Source organism: Enterococcus sp. DIV0546 (genome assembly GCF_051712785.1).
Lineage (GTDB): Bacteria > Bacillota > Bacilli > Lactobacillales > Enterococcaceae > Enterococcus > Enterococcus faecalis.
Genome location: NZ_JBIOPO010000001.1, coordinates 476,148 through 494,590 on the forward strand (window position 1 = coordinate 476,148; position 18,443 = coordinate 494,590).

Below are 18,443 nucleotides of genomic sequence, written 5' to 3' on the forward strand. Positions count from 1 at the left end.
CTTTTAAAAAAGCTAAATCCTAATTAGAGAGGTGTATCAGAAAGAATCCATTGTAATTCGGCAGTGTAAGATTCTTTGACCGTTAAATTAAGGTCAGGAGCAACGCTTAAAAAAAGTCCATTTTGTTGGTTCCAAGGAATTTCTACATTGTTATCGTCCGTTGCGGTGTATTGATAAACTTCGGTTGCTAAAGAGGAGAGAGGAAAATCACTGCCGTTTTTTCGATAAATGAAAGCTTGCTGGATCGTTTTATTTGTAGAAGTTGAATGCATGGGCTGACTCTCTCTTACCAACAAATGCCATGGTGTTTTTGCAACACGACCATCGGCAATGAGGAAAGGAGCGCTAATGGTCGATGGTGAGTAGAGGGTTCGTTTGCTGGGAAAAGGTAAATTTTTAAAGGAAACTGTAGTTGGCATCTGCACAAAACGGAGGGTACCGTTTTTGATAGGTAAAGACTGTTCCTTAGTGATTGGCGTAATTGGCGTTCCGCCACCATCATTGCCAGTAACCGTGCTAGAAAATAAAAGAAATTGGTTTATCCATTCTTCTGTAACCGTTGCTGTATATTGTAAGGTGAATTGTGTATTGGCTTCCGTAAAATTATCTGCTGGCAGCGAATTGTGATAACTCCAATACGGCAAACCAGTGGAACTATCAGTTAAAAGTTGAAGCCCAGCTATTGGCGTACTTAAACCTGCTGCTGATTGTTTTGTTAATGTAGCAGCTGAAAGTTGGGACAGTCCTTTAGGCACCGTTGCTCGTAATTGCTGATTCATCCACGTTGCTGGTTGATTGGTTAAACGTGTGGTTAACGTAAAACGAATGATTTGACCACTTACGACAGAGTTTGCAGCTTCCCAGAGCCCTTGTGCATTTTTCCGCTCAATGATTTGCGTGACCGTTAGTTGAGGCACAGGATAAGCAACTGTTTGAGAAACAGTAGAACTGGTTAGCAAAGGCAGGCCAGTGCGATTGCTGAGCCCTTGGGCCCACAAGCTGACCGTTTCTCCTCCTTGGAAAGTGGGTAAATTAGCAAATTGAAAATGGCTATTGGAATCTAAGGACGTTGTGTAAATAGAACCACCATTTATTTGTACTTTAACTTGATAGGTTCCGTTAGATACTTGAGAAGCTTTACCTGAAAGTTGAGTTGAGCCGGCATTGGCGACTACGTTTGTGACTGGTTGGATTGACCAATTGACACTTTGGTCAGCTGAGGGGCTGCTTTGAATATAGTCGGTTGACGTTTTGGAACGAGCAAAGACAATTGTAGAGAGCGTGTCGCCATATTCTAATGGTGAAGCTAACGATGTCGAGAAATTTCCGGCTGCATCGACAGAAATCCCTTTCACCACAATGGGGGTAGTGGTGCCATCATGGCGGTTCAAGGTTAATTGAACAGAGTAGTTATAGTTTGGGTCTTGTACTTGTTGAATGGTCCCTGTTACAGTAGTGTCCAGATGATTTGATTGAGTTAGTTTGGCTGGTGTGACTTGAGGAACGGGATAATTCCCTAAACTAAGTTGAGCTTTGCTAATTACGCCTGTTTTTGTATTATTCCCAATAATAATATTAATTGCACCTAATCCAGTGCCAACATCTGTAAAGGTTCCTCGAATCGGATAGTCTTTGCCGTTAAGAGCAGGAGGGATTGAAATTCCTCGTTTATAAAGTGCGCCCACATCAAACGAAATGGCGGCAGACCATTTGGTTCCGGGAAGTAACACCAAGGTGCTACTTGGAAAAGTCAGATATACAGAATGATAAGTGCTACTATAAGAGAGGCTGACGCCGTTAGTTGAACTGTGAATATCTTGAGTGGTTGTTCCTGGATAACTGACAGTCCCTGTTAAAAGAGTCAGAAAATCTTGTTGCTTTAGAGTGTCGTTATCTAACTGGCTTGAAATTTCTGTAGGAAGTTGAATAGCAATAATCGGTCGATCATTAATTGCTAAGCCGATAAGTGTCACACTGTATTCATACGAAAGTGTGATAATATCTTGGTTATACGTTCCCGTGCTTAAGGTACTTTTTAAGGTGCTATTACCAACAGAAACACTAGCTGGCGTAGGTGCCATAGGTTCATCGTTTTCAGAGGAAGCATGGGTTTGCTCGGTTTCTTGTTCCACGATATCGGTTGCTTGAGTTGTTTGTTGTTCTGTTGAAACTGAGGTAAATGTTTCACTAAAAGTAGAGGCGTGAGTTGTAGGGTTCAGTGTTTCAGAATGAGCTATCAAAGGTTGAGTCAGCGATAAAAAAAGCCATGATATGATGCAAGAAAAGATTCCCCAGACGAACTTATTCAAAACCATCCTCTCCTTTTTTGATATTATATGTATAATGACGAAAATATATAATGCGTAAATATTGAGTACATACATTCTATAATGGACCATTCATAAAGTAAAGCGATTACATCCGATGATGAACAAGATATTTTGTTCACAATCTTTTAGGATTTTAAGAAGGAAATTTCTCGAAATTCTATGCTTTTTTAATCCGAAAAAATTAAAAAACTGATAGTTTGCTAAAAATCGAGTCTTTCTTTCACTTCTTAGCACTTAAAATATTTACATTTTCCTAGGGATAGTGTACTATTTAAAGGTATGCATAAATAAAGTTTGATGTATAAAATTAAATGTTATTCGGAGGGAAACAAATGTCTGCGAAATGGGAAAAAAAAGGCACTAATGATGGTGTATTAACTTTTTCAATCGAACAAGCAGTAATCGAAAAAGGATTAACGCAAGCGTTCAATAAAGTGAAAAAAAACTTAAACGTACCTGGTTTCCGTAAAGGAAAAGTATCACGTACTGTTTTTAACCGTATGTATGGAGAAGAAGCGTTATACGAAGATGCGTTAAACGCTGTTTTACCAGAAGCATATGAAGCGGCTGTTTTAGAAGCAGGAATTGAACCAGTAGCACAACCAAAAATTGATGTTGAAAGCATGAATAAAGGGGAAGACTGGGTTATCACTGCTGAAGTAACTGTAAAACCTGAAGTAAAATTAGGTGAATACAAAAACTTAACAGTGTCTAAACAAGACCGTGAAGTAACAGATGAAGACGTGGAAGCACGTTTGAAACGCGAACAAGAATCTCAAGCTGAATTAGTAATCAAAGAAGATGCCGCTGCTGAAAATGGCGACACTGTAGTTATCGACTTTGAAGGCTTCTTAGGCGACGAAGCATTTGAAGGCGGCAAAGGCGAAAATTACTCATTAGAACTAGGTTCTAATTCATTTATTCCAGGCTTTGAAGACCAATTAGTTGGCAAAAAAGCTGGCGAAGAAGTAGAAGTAAACGTTACTTTCCCTGAAGATTACCAAGCAGAAGATTTAGCTGGTAAAGAAGCAGTCTTCAAAGTAACTGTTCATGAAGTAAAAGCAAAAGAATTACCAGAATTGGATGATGAATTTGCAAAAGACGTTGACGATTCAGTAGAATCATTAGACGAATTAAAAGAAAAATTCCGTAAAGAATTGACAGAAGCAAAAGAAGCAGCAGCTGAAGAAGCAAAAGACGAAGAAGCAATTCGTTTAGCTGTTGAAAATGCTGAAATCGTTGAATTACCACACGTAATGGTTCACGACGAAGTTCACCGTTCAATGGATGAATTCTTAAACAACATGCAACGCCAAGGAATTTCTCCTGAAATGTACTACCAATTAACTGGTTCTACAGAAGAAGATTTACACAAACAATTTGAAGGTGAAGCAGAAACACGCACAAAAACAAACTTAGTGATTGAAGCAGTTGCCAAAGCTGAAAACATCGAAGTAACACAAGAAGACATCGATGCTGAAGTGAAAGATTTAGCAGAACAATACAACATGCCTGAAGCGCAAGTACGTAAAGTATTAAACAACGACATGTTAGAACACGATATTCGTATGAAACGTGCTGTTGAAACAATTACTGAAACAGCTGTTGAAAAATAAACATTTTTAATAAGCTCTTCATTCGATAGAGTTTTCTAAAACTGTAGATGGAAGGTGTCTTTCATCTACAGTTTTTTTCATATAAAATAACTTTTGAAAGGGTGTGTCAAAATGGATAAAAATTATTCGAAAATTAAATATGGATTAGTGGTGTTTGGCATCTTATGCTTGACGTACAATCTCTGGGAATTTTTTACGGCTAAGTATTCAACAAAACAAGGTGTGACGTTTGTTATCGAATGTTTACTTGGAATTGGGCTGATCTTTTTACCGGATCTTGTCAATAAATTTTTAAAAATTATTATGCCACCGACCATCGTTTATTTTTACTGGTTTTTCTTATTTATTTCAGTATTCCTAGGAACCTCGTTGCATATGATTTCAATCATTTCGTTCTGGGATAAAATTTTACACTTTGTTAGTCCGATGCTGTTAACTGCTGTTGGTTATGGTATTGCTGGTTTCCTATTGAAGAAAACGAAGTACGCCGATGTTTCCCCGTGGTTATTTTTATTATTTGGGTTTGCATTTGCAGGGCTTTGTGGCGTCTTCTGGGAATTCTGGGAATTTATCTGCGATTCACTAGGGAACATGAACTTACAACGCTATAATATGTCCAACGGCCAACCATTTATTGGGCGTGCTGCTTTAATGGATACGATGGGGGATTTATTTACCAATACCCTTGGGGCCTTTGTGATGGGCGTGTACACGTATATCAGAAGCAAAGGAAATCCTGAGTATTTAGAAAATTATGCGATAAAGAGAAAATAATAAAAAAGCGATTCAACCATGGTTGAATCGCTTTTTTGCTTTTTTTTAAGCAGGTACTTCGACAGGTTTTTTCAAAAGTCCGTAGACAATTCCTGAAATAATCGCCCCAATTAAGATGAACAATAGATATAGTAATGGATTACTTAATAGGAAGACGACGAAGATTCCTCCATGTGGTGCCAATAATTTGATACCAAACGCACCAACCAACGCACCAGTAAAGGCAGAACCTACCACGAAACTTGGAATCACACGTAATGGGTCAGCTGCTGCAAAAGGAATTGCCCCTTCAGTAACAAAAGAAAGTCCCATTACAATATTGGTTAAGCCGGCATCTTGTTGATCTTTTGTAAATTTATTTTTAAATAAACGAGTTGCTACGAAAATTGCTAATGGAGGAACCATTCCGCCAGCCATTACAGAAGCCATGACCACGCTGCCACCTTCTGCAACAGTACTTGCTAGCGTAGCTGTACCGAAAACATAAGCAGCTTTGTTAACTGGTCCACCTAAGTCGATGGCCATCATACCAGCTAATAAGGCACCAAGTAAAGCTGCATTTGTGCCATCTAAGCCAAGTAGGAAATGATTTAACGCATCATTAATTGCTTTCATCGGGATGTTAATGACTAACATTAATAAGCCCGTAATAATCAAACCAAAAACTGGATAGAATAAAATGGTTTTAATTCCATCTAATGATTTTGGCAAGCCTTTGAAGACTTTACGTAAAAGAACCACTACATAACCAGCTAAGAAACCACCGATTAGGGCCCCAAGGAATCCAGCTCCGCCAGCGTTTGCTAACGCACCAGCCGCAAAACCAGCGACTAAGCCTGGACGATCCCCAATACTAGAAGCAATAAAACCAGCTAAGACAGGTAACATAAAGCCAAATGCTGCGCCACCAATTTGGTTAAACCAGCTAGCTACGTCATTGTAATTCCCTAAATTGGCTAATTGATCTTGAGGAACCCCGATAAATTGATCAATCATAAAGGAAAGAGCAATGGCAATTCCGCCACCAATAACGAAAGGTAACATATGAGAAACACCATTCATTAAATCTTTATAGATACGAGAACCGATTGAACCTTCCGCTGAATCCTCTTGATCGCTTGCAGCCGAGTCACTGCCATGGAAAGTAGGAGCTTCGCCACTAATGGCTAAGTTAATTAGTTCTTCGGTTTTACGAATTCCATCACTAACGGGACGGTTGACTAATTTTTTACCGTCAAAACGATTCATTTCTACTTTTTTATCGGCTGCGACAATCACGCCATCAGCACGAGCAATATCTTCAGCAGTTAAACGATTTTTAATTCCTTCTGAACCGTTTGTTTCTACTTTAATGTCTACGCCCATTTCTTTTGCTTTTTTCTTCAGCGCATCTTCGGCCATGTAAGTATGAGCAATTCCTGTAGGACAAGCAGTCACAGCAATAATATATTTACGATTGCTTTCTGGTGCTGGCGTTGTTTGTTCTTGTTCTGCTTTTTCTTCCGCTTCTTTTTGATCTTCTGCTGCTTGGAAAAGAGCTTGGACTGCTTCTGGAGTTTCCGCCTCTTTCAATTTGCCAACAAATTCTGGATCGATAAGTAATCGAGAAAGGGCCGCAAGCGCTTGGAGATGTGTATCATTGGCGCCTTCTGGAGCAGCAATCATGAAGAATAGATAAGTAGGTTGTCCATCTAGTGCTTCATAATCAACACCTTTTTTACTTTTAGCAAAAAGAACTGTCGGTTCTTTTACGGCACTATTTTTTGCGTGAGGCATAGCGATGCCGTCGCCTAAACCAGTCGATGTTTGTGCTTCGCGTTTTAAAATTCCTTCTTTGTAAGTGTCAATGTCAGAGATGCGGCCACCATCGTATAATTTTTGGACCATTTCATCAATCGCGCCTTTTTTATCAGTAGCTTGTAAATCCATAATCATGACATCTTTTATTAATAAATCATTAATGTTCACTCTATTTTCCTCCCTTAGTGGATTTATTCTGAAATTTTTTCAATTGTTACTTCGTGAATAAGTTCTTGGATAAAATCTTCTGAGGCTAAATCATCAGAAAATGCGGTCGCGCTACCGCAAGCGACACCCCATTTGAAAGCCTCTAAAGGATCTTGTGTTTTTGAAAAGTTGCCAATAAAACCAGCAATCATTGAGTCGCCAGCGCCGACAGAATTTTTCAGTGGACGTTTTAAAACGTTGGAACGATAAACACCTTCTGTTGTGAAAAGTAATGCACCATCACCAGCCATTGAGATAATTACGTGTTGCGCTCCTTCTTCTAGTAACCGATGTCCATAAGGTAAAATGTCTTCAACACTTGTAAAGGTTGTATGATATAATTCTGCCAACTCATGATTGTTTGGCTTGACCAATAAAGGTTTTTGTGGCAAAGCGTTCATTAAATCTTCACCTGTCGTATCAATAACAAATTCTGCGCCTTTTTCCTTCACAATTTGGATTAACTCTTCGTAAAATCCTTTGCGTAGAGAAGCAGGTGTACTTCCTGAAAGAACAACAATATCACCAGCCTGAACACGACTAACTGCTTGTTTTAGTTCTTGAATTTCTTCGTTTGTTAGAGCAGGTCCTAAGCCGTTAATTTCTGTCTCAGTATCTGATTTCAATTTAATGTTGATTCGTGTATCAGCAGACACGGGAGTGAAATTCGTTTGGATTTCTTCTTTTTTCAACCAATCGGCAATGAATGAGCCTGTAAAACCACCTAAAAAACCTAAGGCAGTGGATTCTGTTTCCATACGTTTTAAAATACGTGAAACGTTGATTCCTTTGCCGCCAGGTAATTTAAAATCATTCGTCATCCGATTCAAATCACCAATTTGTAGATGATCGACGTGAACGATAAAGTCGATAGAAGGGTTTAAAGTCACTGTGTAAATCATTTGTTTGCCTCCATTAAAATAGTTTTTTGCTGGAATCCTTGAAGCGATTCAGCAGGGCAGTAGTCAGTTAGTAAAGTAACTGACTCTAATTCTTCCACTTTGGTAAACGTTACTTCATTAAATTTTGTATGATCCAGTAAAACATAGGCTGTTTCTGCTTGATGAATAGCCAAGGCTTTTAGCGCTGCTTCTTCGGGATCAGGCGTCGTTAAACCAAATTCTAAATGTGCGCCGTTAGTTCCTAAAAAAGCTTTGTTAAAACGAAAATGTTGTAGCTGTTCCATACTAGTGGCACCAATGATTGCTTTAGTGGAGAGCTTCAAAGTACCACCAAGCATAATAGTGGGAATTTCCATATCGCTAAGTTTTGCAGCGTGATGCACGGAATTCGTCACTACATGGATTTGTTTCCCAACTAAAAAAGGGATCATTTCTAACGTGGTTGAACCAGCATCTAAATAGATCATATCGCCATCTTGTACATAACTAGCGGCTAAAGAAGCAATCTTTTGCTTTTCGTGCGTGTTTTTGATTGATTTTTCCGTCATGTTTTGTTCAAAGCCTAAATTAAGAATACGCTTAGCGCCGCCGTGAATGCGTTCTAACAAATTGGCGTCTTCTAATTCTTGTAAATCGCGGCGGATTGTGGATTCTGAAGCGTTGAATAAGCTAGCAAGTTCTTGCGATTTGACGACTGATTTTTGATCTAACAATTGTAAAATTTTTTGATGTCGTTCTTCCGTAAGCATTTTCATCCCTCATTTCATGGATATAATAGCACAAATGAAAACGCTAATCAATCTAAAACGGTCAAAAACATTCAAAAAAATTAAAAAACAGTCATAAAAAAAGAAAGCTGCTGAACCTGAGTTCAGCAGCTTTCTTTAATTTACTAAATCATTCGGTAAAGTTTTTTGATAAATCTCTTTTTTGACTTGGTAAGCGAGTTTTTCATCGGTCAAAATAATGAGCACATCGCCAACATGCATAACAGTATCACCATGTGTTAAAATTTCCGATTCGCCACGGCGAATGGAAGTGAGCAACATTTGTTTAGGCCAGACAAAATCACGTACCATCGTATCATCTAAGGAACTTTCTGCAGTGATAGGTAATTCAATAATCGTTTTGTGGCCACGAATATTACTTACTTTAGAAGGAACCAAACGTTCTAATAAGCTTTCATAAATTGGCTTGCCGCCAAGACTATCGATGGTAATATAACTAACTAAAGCGACAACCCCTAAAGACATTAAATGAGAAAAATTGCCGACCATTTCTGTTACTAAAATAATCGCTGTTAACGGTGCTTTACCAATCGCAGTAAAATAACCAGCCATGGCAAAAATTAAAAAGTTTTTCACAAAAATTGGATCCATCCCTACGTATTGGACAAGTAGACTGCCATACAATGTTCCGATAATGGCACCTAAAGTTAGAATAGGCAAGAAAATACCGCCAGGGAGATTCGAACCGTAAGAAACCATTGAAAAAACAAAACGTAAAACCAGTAAGCCGACTAAAGCCCAAATCGTGGCCGGTTGATTGCCTAAAGCTAAAACAATTTGATTCCCACCGCCAAGTAAATGTGGAAAGAAATAACCAATCGGTAAAATCAAAATAAAAGGAACAAAACCATAATAATTAGGAGAAAGGCCTTTGATTTTTCCATATACTTTTGGTAAGGACAACAATGTTTTTTGATATATCCAACCTAATAATCCTAGCAAAACGCCCAGCAGTACTAATGTCCAATAGTACTCTAAAGGCAAAGATTTAACCGGACCAATATAAAGAACTGGTTGCAATCCGAAGAAATGCAAAGAAACAAAGTTAGCGGAAATGGCCGCAGAAAAAGAGGTTAACCAAACTAAAGGTGAAAAGGAATGGTGAACCTCTTCTAGAACAAATAAAAGTCCTGCGATTGGTGCATTAAAAGCGGCGGCTAAACCAGCACTGGCACCACTACTGATTAAAATTTTTTCTTCAGACTTGGTGCTTTGCCGCCATTGACTATAGCCTTGTCCAACCACTGCACCTAGTTGAATTGAAGGACCTTCACGTCCCAAAAATAGCCCAGGACTAATCGCTAAGATCCCACCGATAAATTTTTTCCAAAGCACTGGAAACCAATGAATTTCTAATTGACCTTGAAGTTGTCCTTCCACTTGGGGAATGCCACTGCCTTTAATTGCTGGTTCGCTCTTAATCAGTCGTCCTAATAAATAAGCAAGCACGAGAGAAAATAAGAACCACGGAATCATCCAAAAGGGTTTTTCGTGAAACGTTTGATACAGATGAACGACTTGTTCGCCAATTTTTTCAATGCCTAAGCGAAATAAGCTGACAACAAAGCCGACCAGGATTCCGACGACGATGCCTTTAAGGATAAAGCCGATTCGGGTACCATCTAATTGTTTAATTTCATGTACATCATTATTCATTTCATTTTTAGCCTCCATCACTACTTACTAATGTACTGCGGTTTGACTTGATTTACAAGAAAATTTCATATAAAAAGAAAAAGATTTTTTGTTCTTTTCTAAAGAACTTCAAAGGGATTTTTGGTATACTGTATAAGATTGAAAAAAGAGAGAGGACGTTTAATATGACACAAAAACATGCCTTGGTTCAGGGAATGAATCCTCGACAAGAAGAAGCCGTTTTGCATACAGAAGGACCACTGTTAGTCATGGCTGGTGCTGGTAGTGGAAAAACGCGGGTTTTAACACACCGAATTGCCTATCTAATTGAGGAAAAAGAAGTAAATCCATGGAATATTTTGGCGATTACGTTTACCAATAAAGCTGCTAAAGAAATGAAAGAGCGTGTAAATAAATTACTGGAAACGGGTGGCGAAGATGTATGGGTCTCCACTTTTCACTCCATGTGTGTAAGAATTTTACGTCGTGATGTGGATCAGATTGGTTACAACCGTAATTTTACAATTATTGACCCATCGGAACAAAAAACATTAATGAAACGCATCTTAAACGACTTAAATATTGATTCAAAAAAATATGATCCTCGCTCAATTTTAGGTACGATTAGCAATGCCAAAAATGAATTACAAACGCCTGAAAAAGTTGCTGAAATGCAAGGTTCCTTATATGAAGAAATTGTCGCAAAATGCTATGAAGCCTATCAAAAAGAATTACGCAAAAACCAATGTATGGATTTTGATGATTTGATTATGAATACGATTCGTTTATTCAATGAACAACCAGATACGTTGGCTTTCTACCAAAATAAATTTCACTATATTCATGTGGATGAATACCAAGATACCAATCATGCACAATATACCTTAGTTAATTTATTGGCTGCACGTTTCAAAAATCTGTGTGTCGTAGGTGATGCCGACCAAAGTATCTATGGTTGGCGCGGGGCGGATATGCAAAATATCTTGGATTTTGAAAAAGATTATCCAGATGCCAGTGTAATTTTGCTAGAACAAAATTATCGATCCACCAAAAACATTTTGGCGGCTGCGAATGATGTCATCAAAAATAACCGTAACCGCCGCGAGAAAGAACTGTGGACAGAAAATATAGACGGTGAAAAAATTGTCTATTATCGTGGGGACACAGAACGGGATGAAACACAATTTATTGTGAGCCAAATCCAAAAAGAAATGCGGGAAAATGACCGAATTTATGGTGATTTTGCGGTATTATATCGGACCAATGCTCAATCCCGTGTAGTGGAAGAAATGCTCTTGAAATCTAATATTCCGTATACCATGGTGGGCGGACATAAATTCTACGACCGTAAAGAAATTAAAGATATTTTGGCTTATTTAAGTTTGATTGCCAATCCAGATGATTCAATCAGCTTTGAACGAATTGTCAATGAACCAAAACGAGGAATCGGTAAAAGTTCAATTGAAAAATTACGATTATTTGCGGATACGCATGGTTGGGCTTTGCTGGAAGCTACCCAAAATGTTGATTTGGCAAATATTTCAGGAAAAGCGGGTAAAGAGCTTGGTAATTTTGGCATGATGATTCAAGACTTAACGAAAACAGTGCCCTATTTAACGATTACAGAATTGGTGAAAGAAACTTTACAACGTAGTGGTTATCGGGAAGCTTTGATGGCGCAAAATAATTTAGAGTCTCAAGCTCGCTTAGAAAACTTGGACGAATTTTTATCTGTGACACAAGAATTTGATAAACGTTTTGAAGCGCAAAATAACGACGATCCAAATGGCGAAGAAACAAAATTGGCGGATTTCTTAACAGATTTAGCCTTGGTTTCTGATTTAGATAATTTAGAAGAGAGCTCTTCACAAGTAACCTTAATGACGTTGCATGCGGCCAAAGGGCTGGAATTTCCAGTGGTCTTTTTAATGGGCTTAGAAGAAGGGGTTTTCCCATTATCACGTGCCATGCTAGAAGAAAGTGAACTGGAAGAAGAACGGCGCTTGGCTTATGTTGGTATTACACGAGCGGAAGAAGCCTTGTTCTTAACGAATGCTTATTCGAGAACATTATATGGTCGCACGCAATATAATCGACCAAGTCGCTTTTTAGAAGAAATTGAGGCGGAGCGTTTAATGAAACAAGGGGCGGCGGCCAATTTACAGAAAGCTCCAGCGCGCACCTTTGATCCTAAAGTATTTAAGCCTAGCGCAAGTAAACCAGCTTATACACAGCCAGCTACAAAATCAGTTAGCAACAAAGTGGCAAGTGGTGGCGAAAAAGTTTCTTGGCAAGCAGGTGATAAGGTCCAACATAAAGCATGGGGCGTTGGTACAGTCGTTCGTGTAGGCGGTTCGGCCAAAGACTTAGAGTTGGACATTGCTTTCCCAGAAAGAGGCATAAAACGGTTGTTAGCGGCATTTGCACCAATTGAAAAAATTTAACATGCAAAATAGGTCAGCGATTTAATGAGAAATCATCATTAGATAAATTCTTTTTATTTTCTATCTTAGTGTAAATGTGTTAAAAAGACGATAAGAGCATTACACTTATGAGGAGGAGTTCTACGATGGAACAACAACCATTAACATTAACGGCGGCGACAACTCGTGCGCAAGAATTAAGAAAACAACTCAATCAATATTCCCATGAATATTATGTCAAAGATCAACCATCCGTAGAAGATTATGTTTACGATCGTTTGTATAAAGAGTTAGTCGATATTGAAACGGAGTTTCCTGATTTAATCACGCCAGATTCGCCGACACAACGTGTAGGTGGCAAAGTTTTATCTGGTTTTGAAAAAGCTCCGCATGACATTCCAATGTATAGTTTAAATGATGGGTTTAGCAAGGAAGACATTTTTGCTTTTGATGAACGTGTTCGTAAGGCGATTGGTAAACCCGTTGCTTACTGTTGCGAGTTAAAAATTGATGGGTTAGCAATTTCATTACGTTATGAAAACGGGGTGTTTGTACGCGGAGCAACACGAGGCGATGGAACGGTTGGTGAAAACATTACAGAGAACTTACGAACGGTTCGCTCTGTACCGATGCGCTTAACGGAGCCCATTTCAGTGGAAGTTCGTGGCGAGTGCTACATGCCTAAACAATCCTTTGTCGCATTGAATGAAGAACGTGAAGAAAATGGCCAAGATATTTTTGCCAATCCTCGGAATGCAGCGGCGGGAAGCTTGCGCCAATTAGATACAAAAATTGTGGCGAAACGGAACTTAAATACGTTTTTATACACAGTTGCTGACTTTGGACCAATGAAAGCGAAGACGCAGTTTGAGGCATTAGAAGAGCTTTCTGCAATTGGTTTTAGAACCAATCCCGAACGGCAATTATGTCAGTCAATCGATGAAGCTTGGGCCTACATTGAAGAATACCATGAAAAGCGGAGCACTTTGCCATACGAAATCGATGGAATTGTGATTAAAGTGAACGAATTTGCGTTGCAAGATGAATTAGGTTTCACTGTCAAAGCACCTCGCTGGGCGATTGCCTACAAATTTCCACCAGAAGAAGCAGAAACAGTAGTGGAAGATATTGAATGGACAATTGGGCGCACGGGGGTGGTCACTCCTACTGCGGTCATGGCTCCTGTACGAGTCGCGGGAACCACGGTTAGTCGGGCAAGTTTGCATAATGCAGATTTTATTCAAATGAAAGATATCCGTTTAAATGATCATGTTATTATTTACAAAGCCGGCGATATTATCCCAGAAGTAGCGCAAGTCCTAGTTGAAAAACGTGCAGCCGATAGTCAGCCTTATGAAATGCCGACACATTGTCCGATTTGTCATAGTGAGTTGGTGCATTTAGATGAGGAAGTGGCGTTACGTTGTATTAATCCAAAATGCCCTGCGCAAATTAAGGAAGGGCTGAATCACTTTGTCTCACGAAACGCAATGAACATTGATGGCTTGGGGCCACGAGTGTTAGCACAAATGTATGACAAAGAATTAGTGAAAGATGTAGCGGATCTGTATTTCTTAACAGAAGAACAATTAATGACTTTGGATAAAATCAAAGAAAAATCAGCAAACAACATTTATACTGCCATTCAAGGGAGTAAAGAAAACTCTGTAGAGCGTTTGATTTTTGGCTTAGGGATTCGCCATGTGGGTGCGAAAGCGGCGAAAATTTTAGCGGAGCATTTTGGTGATTTATCAACCTTAAGTCGAGCAACTGCGGAAGAAATTGTGGCTTTGGATTCAATTGGTGAAACAATCGCCGACAGCGTTGTGACGTATTTTGAAAATGAGGAAGTTCATGAATTAATGGCTGAACTGGAAAAAGCCCAAGTGAACTTGACATATAAAGGTCTCCGGACAGAGCAATTAGCAGAAGTGGAGTCACCTTTCAAAGACAAAACAGTTGTTTTAACAGGAAAATTAACGCAGTACACTCGCGAAGAAGCCAAAGAAAAAATTGAAAATCTTGGTGGAAAAGTTACAGGGAGTGTTTCGAAAAAAACTGATATTGTGGTTGCTGGCGAAGATGCAGGCAGTAAATTAACCAAAGCTGAAAGCTTAGGCGTGACCGTTTGGAATGAACAAGAAATGGTCGATGCGTTAGATGCAAGTCATTTTTAAGAAGACAAATTAACGTTGTCAGATTTTATGTAGTAATTTGATGGTATACTTATTTTAGTCATAAAAGTTATATGAACGAGGACTTTCTGAGTTGAGAAAGGAGGTTGATGCTTATGCGCAATTCTTCTTACTTTAACGAAAGGAGCAATATTTTTGTCCGTTGAAGCAGCGCTAGGACTGATGATTGGTTTTGCAACACTTGTTGTAAAACCAATCATCAGTATCCTCGCGCTTGTCTCAGACAACAAAAATAACCGTTCATAAGCTTTGAGGAGCTGAACGGTTAAAGCAACAAAAAATATTTAACTCAGTAAGCCGCTAGTTCTTATAACTAGTAGTGGCTACTAGAGAGGTATGTTCCTGCATATCTCTCTTTTCATTTTCATAATAACATATTTCCGTCATTTTTGCGAGCGACAAATTATCAATGAAATTCAAGGTTTCATCTAAAATATCCGACCATTTTATGGTAGAATGGGAACAGAGTGAATAGCTGAGACAAGCTGTTTAAAGAAATACAATCCAATTGATTAATCTGAAAATGAAAATTTCAGTAAATGATAGAAAGAAGGGTATCTATGGCAATTACAGAAGAACAAGTCAAACATGTCGCTAAATTATCAAAATTATCTTTCTCCGAAGAAGAATTAGCGGACTTTACCAATCAACTAGATAAAATTATTGATATGGTGGAATTACTAGAAGAAGTAGATACAACCGGGGTTCCTTTTACTTCAAATGTGAATGAATCAATCAATGTTATGCGTGAAGACGTAGCGACACCAGGAATGGACCGTAAAGAATTAATGCGGAATGTTCCAGAATCAGAGAATGGTTACATTAAAGTGCCTGCAATTATGGATAACGGGGAGGCAGGAGCCTAATGGAAAAATTATACGACAAATCGTTAACGGAATTACATGATTTATTGGTTTCAAAAGAAATTACAGCAGTTGATTTAACAAAAGAAACTTTAAATCGTATCCGAGATACAGAAGAAAAAATGGATTCTTTTATCACAGTAAGTGAAGAAAAAGCGCTGGAATTAGCAAAAGCCATCGACTTAAAAGGCATCACTGAAAGTAATCCTTTAGCAGGAATTCCAATTGGGATTAAAGACAACATTGTCACAAAAGATATTTTAACAACAGCTGGATCAAAAATGTTATACAATTTTGATCCAATTTATGATGCGACTGTGATGGATAAAGTCTATCAAGCAGATATGATTCCAGTTGGAAAATTAAACATGGATGAGTTTGCTATGGGTGGAAGTACGGAAACATCTTACTTCAAGAAAACTAAAAATGCTTGGGATCAAACGAAAGTCCCTGGTGGTTCTTCAGGTGGTTCAGCTTCAGCTGTTGCAGCCGGTCAAGTACCAGTTTCTCTAGGAACTGATACAGGTGGTAGTATCCGTCAACCAGCAGCTTTTAACGGTATTGTGGGCTTAAAACCAACGTATGGACGTGTGTCTCGTTTTGGTTTGATTGCTTTTGCTTCAAGTTTAGACCAAATTGGTCCATTGACACGAAATGTTAAAGACAATGCCTTAGCTTTAAATGCAATTAGTGGTTATGACGAAAAAGACGGCACTTCTGCAGGCGTTTCTGTTCCTGATTTTACGTCAGATTTAACTGGCGACATCAAAGGCATGAAAATTGCTTTACCAAAAGAATACTTAGGTGAAGGGGTACAATCGGATGTTCGCGAAGCGATATTAAAAGCTGCAGAAACGTTTAAAGCTTTAGGCGCAACAGTAGAAGAAGTTAGCTTGCCACATTCTAAATATGGGATTGCCGCTTATTATATTATTGCCTCTTCAGAAGCAAGTTCAAACTTACAACGCTTTGATGGCATTCGTTATGGTTACCGTTCCGAAAATGTCCAAAATCTAGAAGACGTCTATGTTAATTCGCGTTCTGAAGGCTTTGGTACTGAAGTCAAACGTCGGATTATGTTAGGAACCTTCTCTTTAAGTGCTGGTTATTATGATGCGCACTTCAAAAAAGCAGGACAAGTCCGCACATTAATCAAACAAGACTTTGATAACGTCTTTGCGGATTATGACTTAATTATTGGTCCTTCCACACCAACGGTTGCTTTTGGTTTGGGTGAAAATATCAATGATCCAATCACGATGTATATGTATGATATTTTAACAGTTCCTGTCAACTTAGCTGGGTTACCAGGTATGTCAATTCCAGCAGGATTCTCAGAAGGCTTGCCAGTTGGTTTACAAATTATCGGGAAACATTTTGACGAACATACAATGTACAAAGCAGCGTACGCCTTTGAACAAGCGACAGATTTCCATACGAAAAAACCAGTCATTTTAGGGGGGAACGATTAATGAACTTTGAAACTGTCATTGGATTAGAAGTCCACGTAGAATTAAAAACCAACTCTAAAATTTTCTCCTCTGCGCCAGCGCATTTCGGAGCAGAACCAAATAGCAACACAAATGTAGTTGACTGGAGTTACCCAGGTGTTTTACCTGTGATGAATAAAGGTGCTTTAGAATTTGGGATGAAAGCAGCTCTTGCTTTGAACTGTGAAATTTCAAAAGAAACTCATTTTGATCGTAAAAACTATTTCTACCCAGATAATCCTAAAGCGTATCAAATTTCTCAATTTGATCAACCAATCGGACATGATGGTTGGATTGAAATTGAAGTCGAAGGCAAAAAGAAAAAAATTCGCATTGAACGGGTGCATTTAGAAGAAGATGCTGGGAAAAATATTCACGGCACAGATGGCTATTCTTATGTAGACTTGAATCGTCAAGGCACGCCTTTAATTGAGATTGTTTCTGAAGCAGACATGCGTTCACCAGAAGAAGCCTATGCGTATTTAGAAGCGTTGCGTTCAATTATCCAATTTACAGAAGTTTCTGATGTGAAAATGGAAGAAGGTTCTATGCGTTGTGATGCCAATATTTCTTTACGTCCGTATGGTCAAGAAGAATTTGGTACTAAAGCGGAATTAAAGAACTTGAACTCCATGAACTTTGTAAAAAAAGGTTTAGCTTATGAAGAAAAACGCCAAGCCAAAGTCCTATTATCTGGTGGCGAAATTCAACAAGAAACACGCCGCTTTGATGAAGCAACTAGTACAACGTTGCTTATGCGTGTTAAAGAAGGCTCAAGTGACTACCGTTACTTCCCAGAGCCAGATGTTCCTCGTTTTTCAATTGATGATGAATGGATTGAAAAAGTTCGCGCTAGTTTGCCAGAAATGCCAGCCTCACGTCGTGCCCGTTATATCAGTGAATTAGGGTTACCTGAATACGACGCAATGGTCTTGACTTTAACGAAAGAAATGTCAGATTTCTTTGAAGCAACTTTAGCAAACGGTGCAGATGCGAAACAAGCATCAAACTGGTTAATGGGCGAAGTTTCTGCTTACTTAAACAGTGAAAAAGTTGAATTAGCCGATACTAAACTAACACCAGAAAATCTAGCGGGTATGATTACTTTGATTAACGATGGCACAATCAGCTCGAAAATTGCGAAGAAAGTGTTCAAAGAGTTAATTGAAAACGGTGGAGACGCTAAAGAAGTTGTCGAAGCAAAAGGCCTTGTTCAATTATCTGATCCAGCGCAATTATTACCAATGATTAACGAAGTTTTAGACAACAACCAACAATCAATTGATGACTTTAAAAACGGAAAAGACCGTGCAGTTGGTTTCCTTGTTGGACAAATTATGAAAGCAACTCGTGGACAAGCAAACCCAGGTGTGGTTAACAAGTTATTGCAAGAAGAGCTTTCAAAACGATAAGAAAGTAG

Annotated in this window: 14 protein-coding genes; 8 read left to right on the forward strand and 6 right to left on the reverse strand. The window is 38.7% G+C overall.

The annotated features are described in order from the left end of the window. Positions 1–23 precede the first annotated feature (23 nt). A complete protein-coding gene (locus IGJ24_RS02365; protein ID WP_438775349.1) occupies positions 24–2,399 on the reverse strand; it encodes a hypothetical protein in 2,376 nt (791 codons plus the stop codon). 263 nt (positions 2,400–2,662) lie between these two features. On the opposite strand from IGJ24_RS02365, the gene tig reads away from it, so the two are divergent. Both tig and IGJ24_RS02375 read left to right on the forward strand, forming a co-directional pair. Beyond that, positions 2,663–3,946 carry a trigger factor gene (gene tig, locus IGJ24_RS02370; RefSeq protein ID WP_002355556.1) on the forward strand — a complete coding sequence of 428 codons (1,284 nt, stop codon included), beginning with the start codon at positions 2,663–2,665 and terminating at the stop codon, positions 3,944–3,946. Positions 3,947–4,057: 111 nt separating this feature from the next. Next, entirely contained in the window at positions 4,058–4,720 is a 663-nt protein-coding gene (locus IGJ24_RS02375; protein WP_002366175.1) for a hypothetical protein, read from the forward strand. A gap of 45 nt (positions 4,721–4,765) precedes the next feature. Here IGJ24_RS02375 and IGJ24_RS02380 read toward each other — a convergent pair whose 3' ends face one another. The 4 genes from IGJ24_RS02380 to IGJ24_RS02395 all read right to left on the reverse strand — a co-directional run bounded on the left by IGJ24_RS02380 (position 4,766) and on the right by IGJ24_RS02395 (position 10,073). Further along, the gene (locus tag IGJ24_RS02380) at positions 4,766–6,688 is read right to left on the reverse strand and encodes a PTS fructose transporter subunit IIABC (protein WP_002366176.1); all 1,923 of its coding nucleotides are present in this window, start codon (positions 6,686–6,688) and stop codon (positions 4,766–4,768) included. 23 nt (positions 6,689–6,711) lie between these two features. Beyond that, on the reverse strand, positions 6,712–7,629 hold the full coding sequence (gene pfkB, locus IGJ24_RS02385) for a 1-phosphofructokinase (RefSeq protein WP_002425502.1): 918 nt from the start codon (positions 7,627–7,629) through the stop codon (positions 6,712–6,714). After that, positions 7,626–8,378 carry a DeoR/GlpR family DNA-binding transcription regulator gene (locus IGJ24_RS02390; protein ID WP_289865524.1) on the reverse strand — a complete coding sequence of 251 codons (753 nt, stop codon included), beginning with the start codon at positions 8,376–8,378 and terminating at the stop codon, positions 7,626–7,628. The genes pfkB and IGJ24_RS02390 overlap by 4 nt, the downstream gene beginning before the upstream one ends. A 135-nt stretch (positions 8,379–8,513) precedes the next feature. Further along, positions 8,514–10,073 carry a ClC family H(+)/Cl(-) exchange transporter gene (locus IGJ24_RS02395; RefSeq protein WP_289865525.1) on the reverse strand — a complete coding sequence of 520 codons (1,560 nt, stop codon included), beginning with the start codon at positions 10,071–10,073 and terminating at the stop codon, positions 8,514–8,516. Positions 10,074–10,237: 164 nt separating this feature from the next. On the opposite strand from IGJ24_RS02395, the gene pcrA reads away from it, so the two are divergent. Both pcrA and ligA read left to right on the forward strand, forming a co-directional pair. Continuing rightward, on the forward strand, positions 10,238–12,496 hold the full coding sequence (gene pcrA / locus IGJ24_RS02400; RefSeq protein ID WP_289865526.1) for a DNA helicase PcrA: 2,259 nt from the start codon (positions 10,238–10,240) through the stop codon (positions 12,494–12,496). A 125-nt stretch (positions 12,497–12,621) separates the two neighbouring features. Beyond that, positions 12,622–14,652: an NAD-dependent DNA ligase LigA gene (ligA, locus tag IGJ24_RS02405; RefSeq protein ID WP_289865527.1), complete on the forward strand. Its 2,031-nt coding sequence runs from the start codon at positions 12,622–12,624 to the stop codon at positions 14,650–14,652. On the opposite strand, the gene IGJ24_RS02410 is transcribed toward ligA, so the two are convergent. Continuing rightward, positions 14,649–14,870: a hypothetical protein gene (locus tag IGJ24_RS02410; RefSeq protein WP_315984552.1), complete on the reverse strand. Its 222-nt coding sequence runs from the start codon at positions 14,868–14,870 to the stop codon at positions 14,649–14,651. The two genes, ligA and IGJ24_RS02410, sit on opposite strands and share 4 nt — an antisense overlap. Between IGJ24_RS02410 and IGJ24_RS02415 the strand changes: the two genes are divergently transcribed. The 4 genes from IGJ24_RS02415 (at position 14,830) to gatB (ending at position 18,435) form a co-directional block, all read left to right on the forward strand. Beyond that, entirely contained in the window at positions 14,830–14,916 is an 87-nt protein-coding gene (locus IGJ24_RS02415; protein WP_425531680.1) for a putative holin-like toxin, read from the forward strand. The genes IGJ24_RS02410 and IGJ24_RS02415 overlap by 41 nt on opposite strands. 314 nt (positions 14,917–15,230) lie before the next feature. After that, a complete protein-coding gene (gene gatC, locus IGJ24_RS02420) occupies positions 15,231–15,536 on the forward strand; it encodes an Asp-tRNA(Asn)/Glu-tRNA(Gln) amidotransferase subunit GatC (protein WP_002355569.1) in 306 nt (101 codons plus the stop codon). Then, positions 15,536–17,005, forward strand: a complete 1,470-nt coding sequence (gene gatA, locus IGJ24_RS02425; protein WP_289865528.1) for an Asp-tRNA(Asn)/Glu-tRNA(Gln) amidotransferase subunit GatA — start codon at positions 15,536–15,538, stop codon at positions 17,003–17,005. The genes gatC and gatA overlap by 1 nt, the downstream gene beginning before the upstream one ends. Then, complete coding sequence (gene gatB, locus IGJ24_RS02430; RefSeq protein WP_002358703.1) at positions 17,005–18,435, forward strand: Asp-tRNA(Asn)/Glu-tRNA(Gln) amidotransferase subunit GatB; 1,431 nt, start codon at positions 17,005–17,007, stop codon at positions 18,433–18,435. The genes gatA and gatB overlap by 1 nt, the downstream gene beginning before the upstream one ends. The last annotated feature ends 8 nt before the right edge of the window (positions 18,436–18,443 follow it).

What these genes read in the sequence shown, in the direction of transcription:
- IGJ24_RS02365 (WP_438775349.1), bottom strand. Translation starts at nt 2,399, where the DNA reads ATGGTCCATTATAGAATGTATGTACTCAATATTTACGCATTATATATT.
- tig (WP_002355556.1), top strand. Translation starts at nt 2,663, where the DNA reads ATGTCTGCGAAATGGGAAAAAAAAGGCACTAATGATGGTGTATTAACT.
- IGJ24_RS02375 (WP_002366175.1), top strand. Translation starts at nt 4,058, where the DNA reads ATGGATAAAAATTATTCGAAAATTAAATATGGATTAGTGGTGTTTGGC.
- pfkB (WP_002425502.1), bottom strand. Translation starts at nt 7,629, where the DNA reads ATGATTTACACAGTGACTTTAAACCCTTCTATCGACTTTATCGTTCAC.
- IGJ24_RS02390 (WP_289865524.1), bottom strand. Translation starts at nt 8,378, where the DNA reads ATGCTTACGGAAGAACGACATCAAAAAATTTTACAATTGTTAGATCAA.
- IGJ24_RS02395 (WP_289865525.1), bottom strand. Translation starts at nt 10,073, where the DNA reads ATGAATAATGATGTACATGAAATTAAACAATTAGATGGTACCCGAATC.
- pcrA (WP_289865526.1), top strand. Translation starts at nt 10,238, where the DNA reads ATGACACAAAAACATGCCTTGGTTCAGGGAATGAATCCTCGACAAGAA.
- ligA (WP_289865527.1), top strand. Translation starts at nt 12,622, where the DNA reads ATGGAACAACAACCATTAACATTAACGGCGGCGACAACTCGTGCGCAA.
- IGJ24_RS02410 (WP_315984552.1), bottom strand. Translation starts at nt 14,870, where the DNA reads ATGATTGGTTTTACAACAAGTGTTGCAAAACCAATCATCAGTCCTAGC.
- gatC (WP_002355569.1), top strand. Translation starts at nt 15,231, where the DNA reads ATGGCAATTACAGAAGAACAAGTCAAACATGTCGCTAAATTATCAAAA.
- gatA (WP_289865528.1), top strand. Translation starts at nt 15,536, where the DNA reads ATGGAAAAATTATACGACAAATCGTTAACGGAATTACATGATTTATTG.
- gatB (WP_002358703.1), top strand. Translation starts at nt 17,005, where the DNA reads ATGAACTTTGAAACTGTCATTGGATTAGAAGTCCACGTAGAATTAAAA.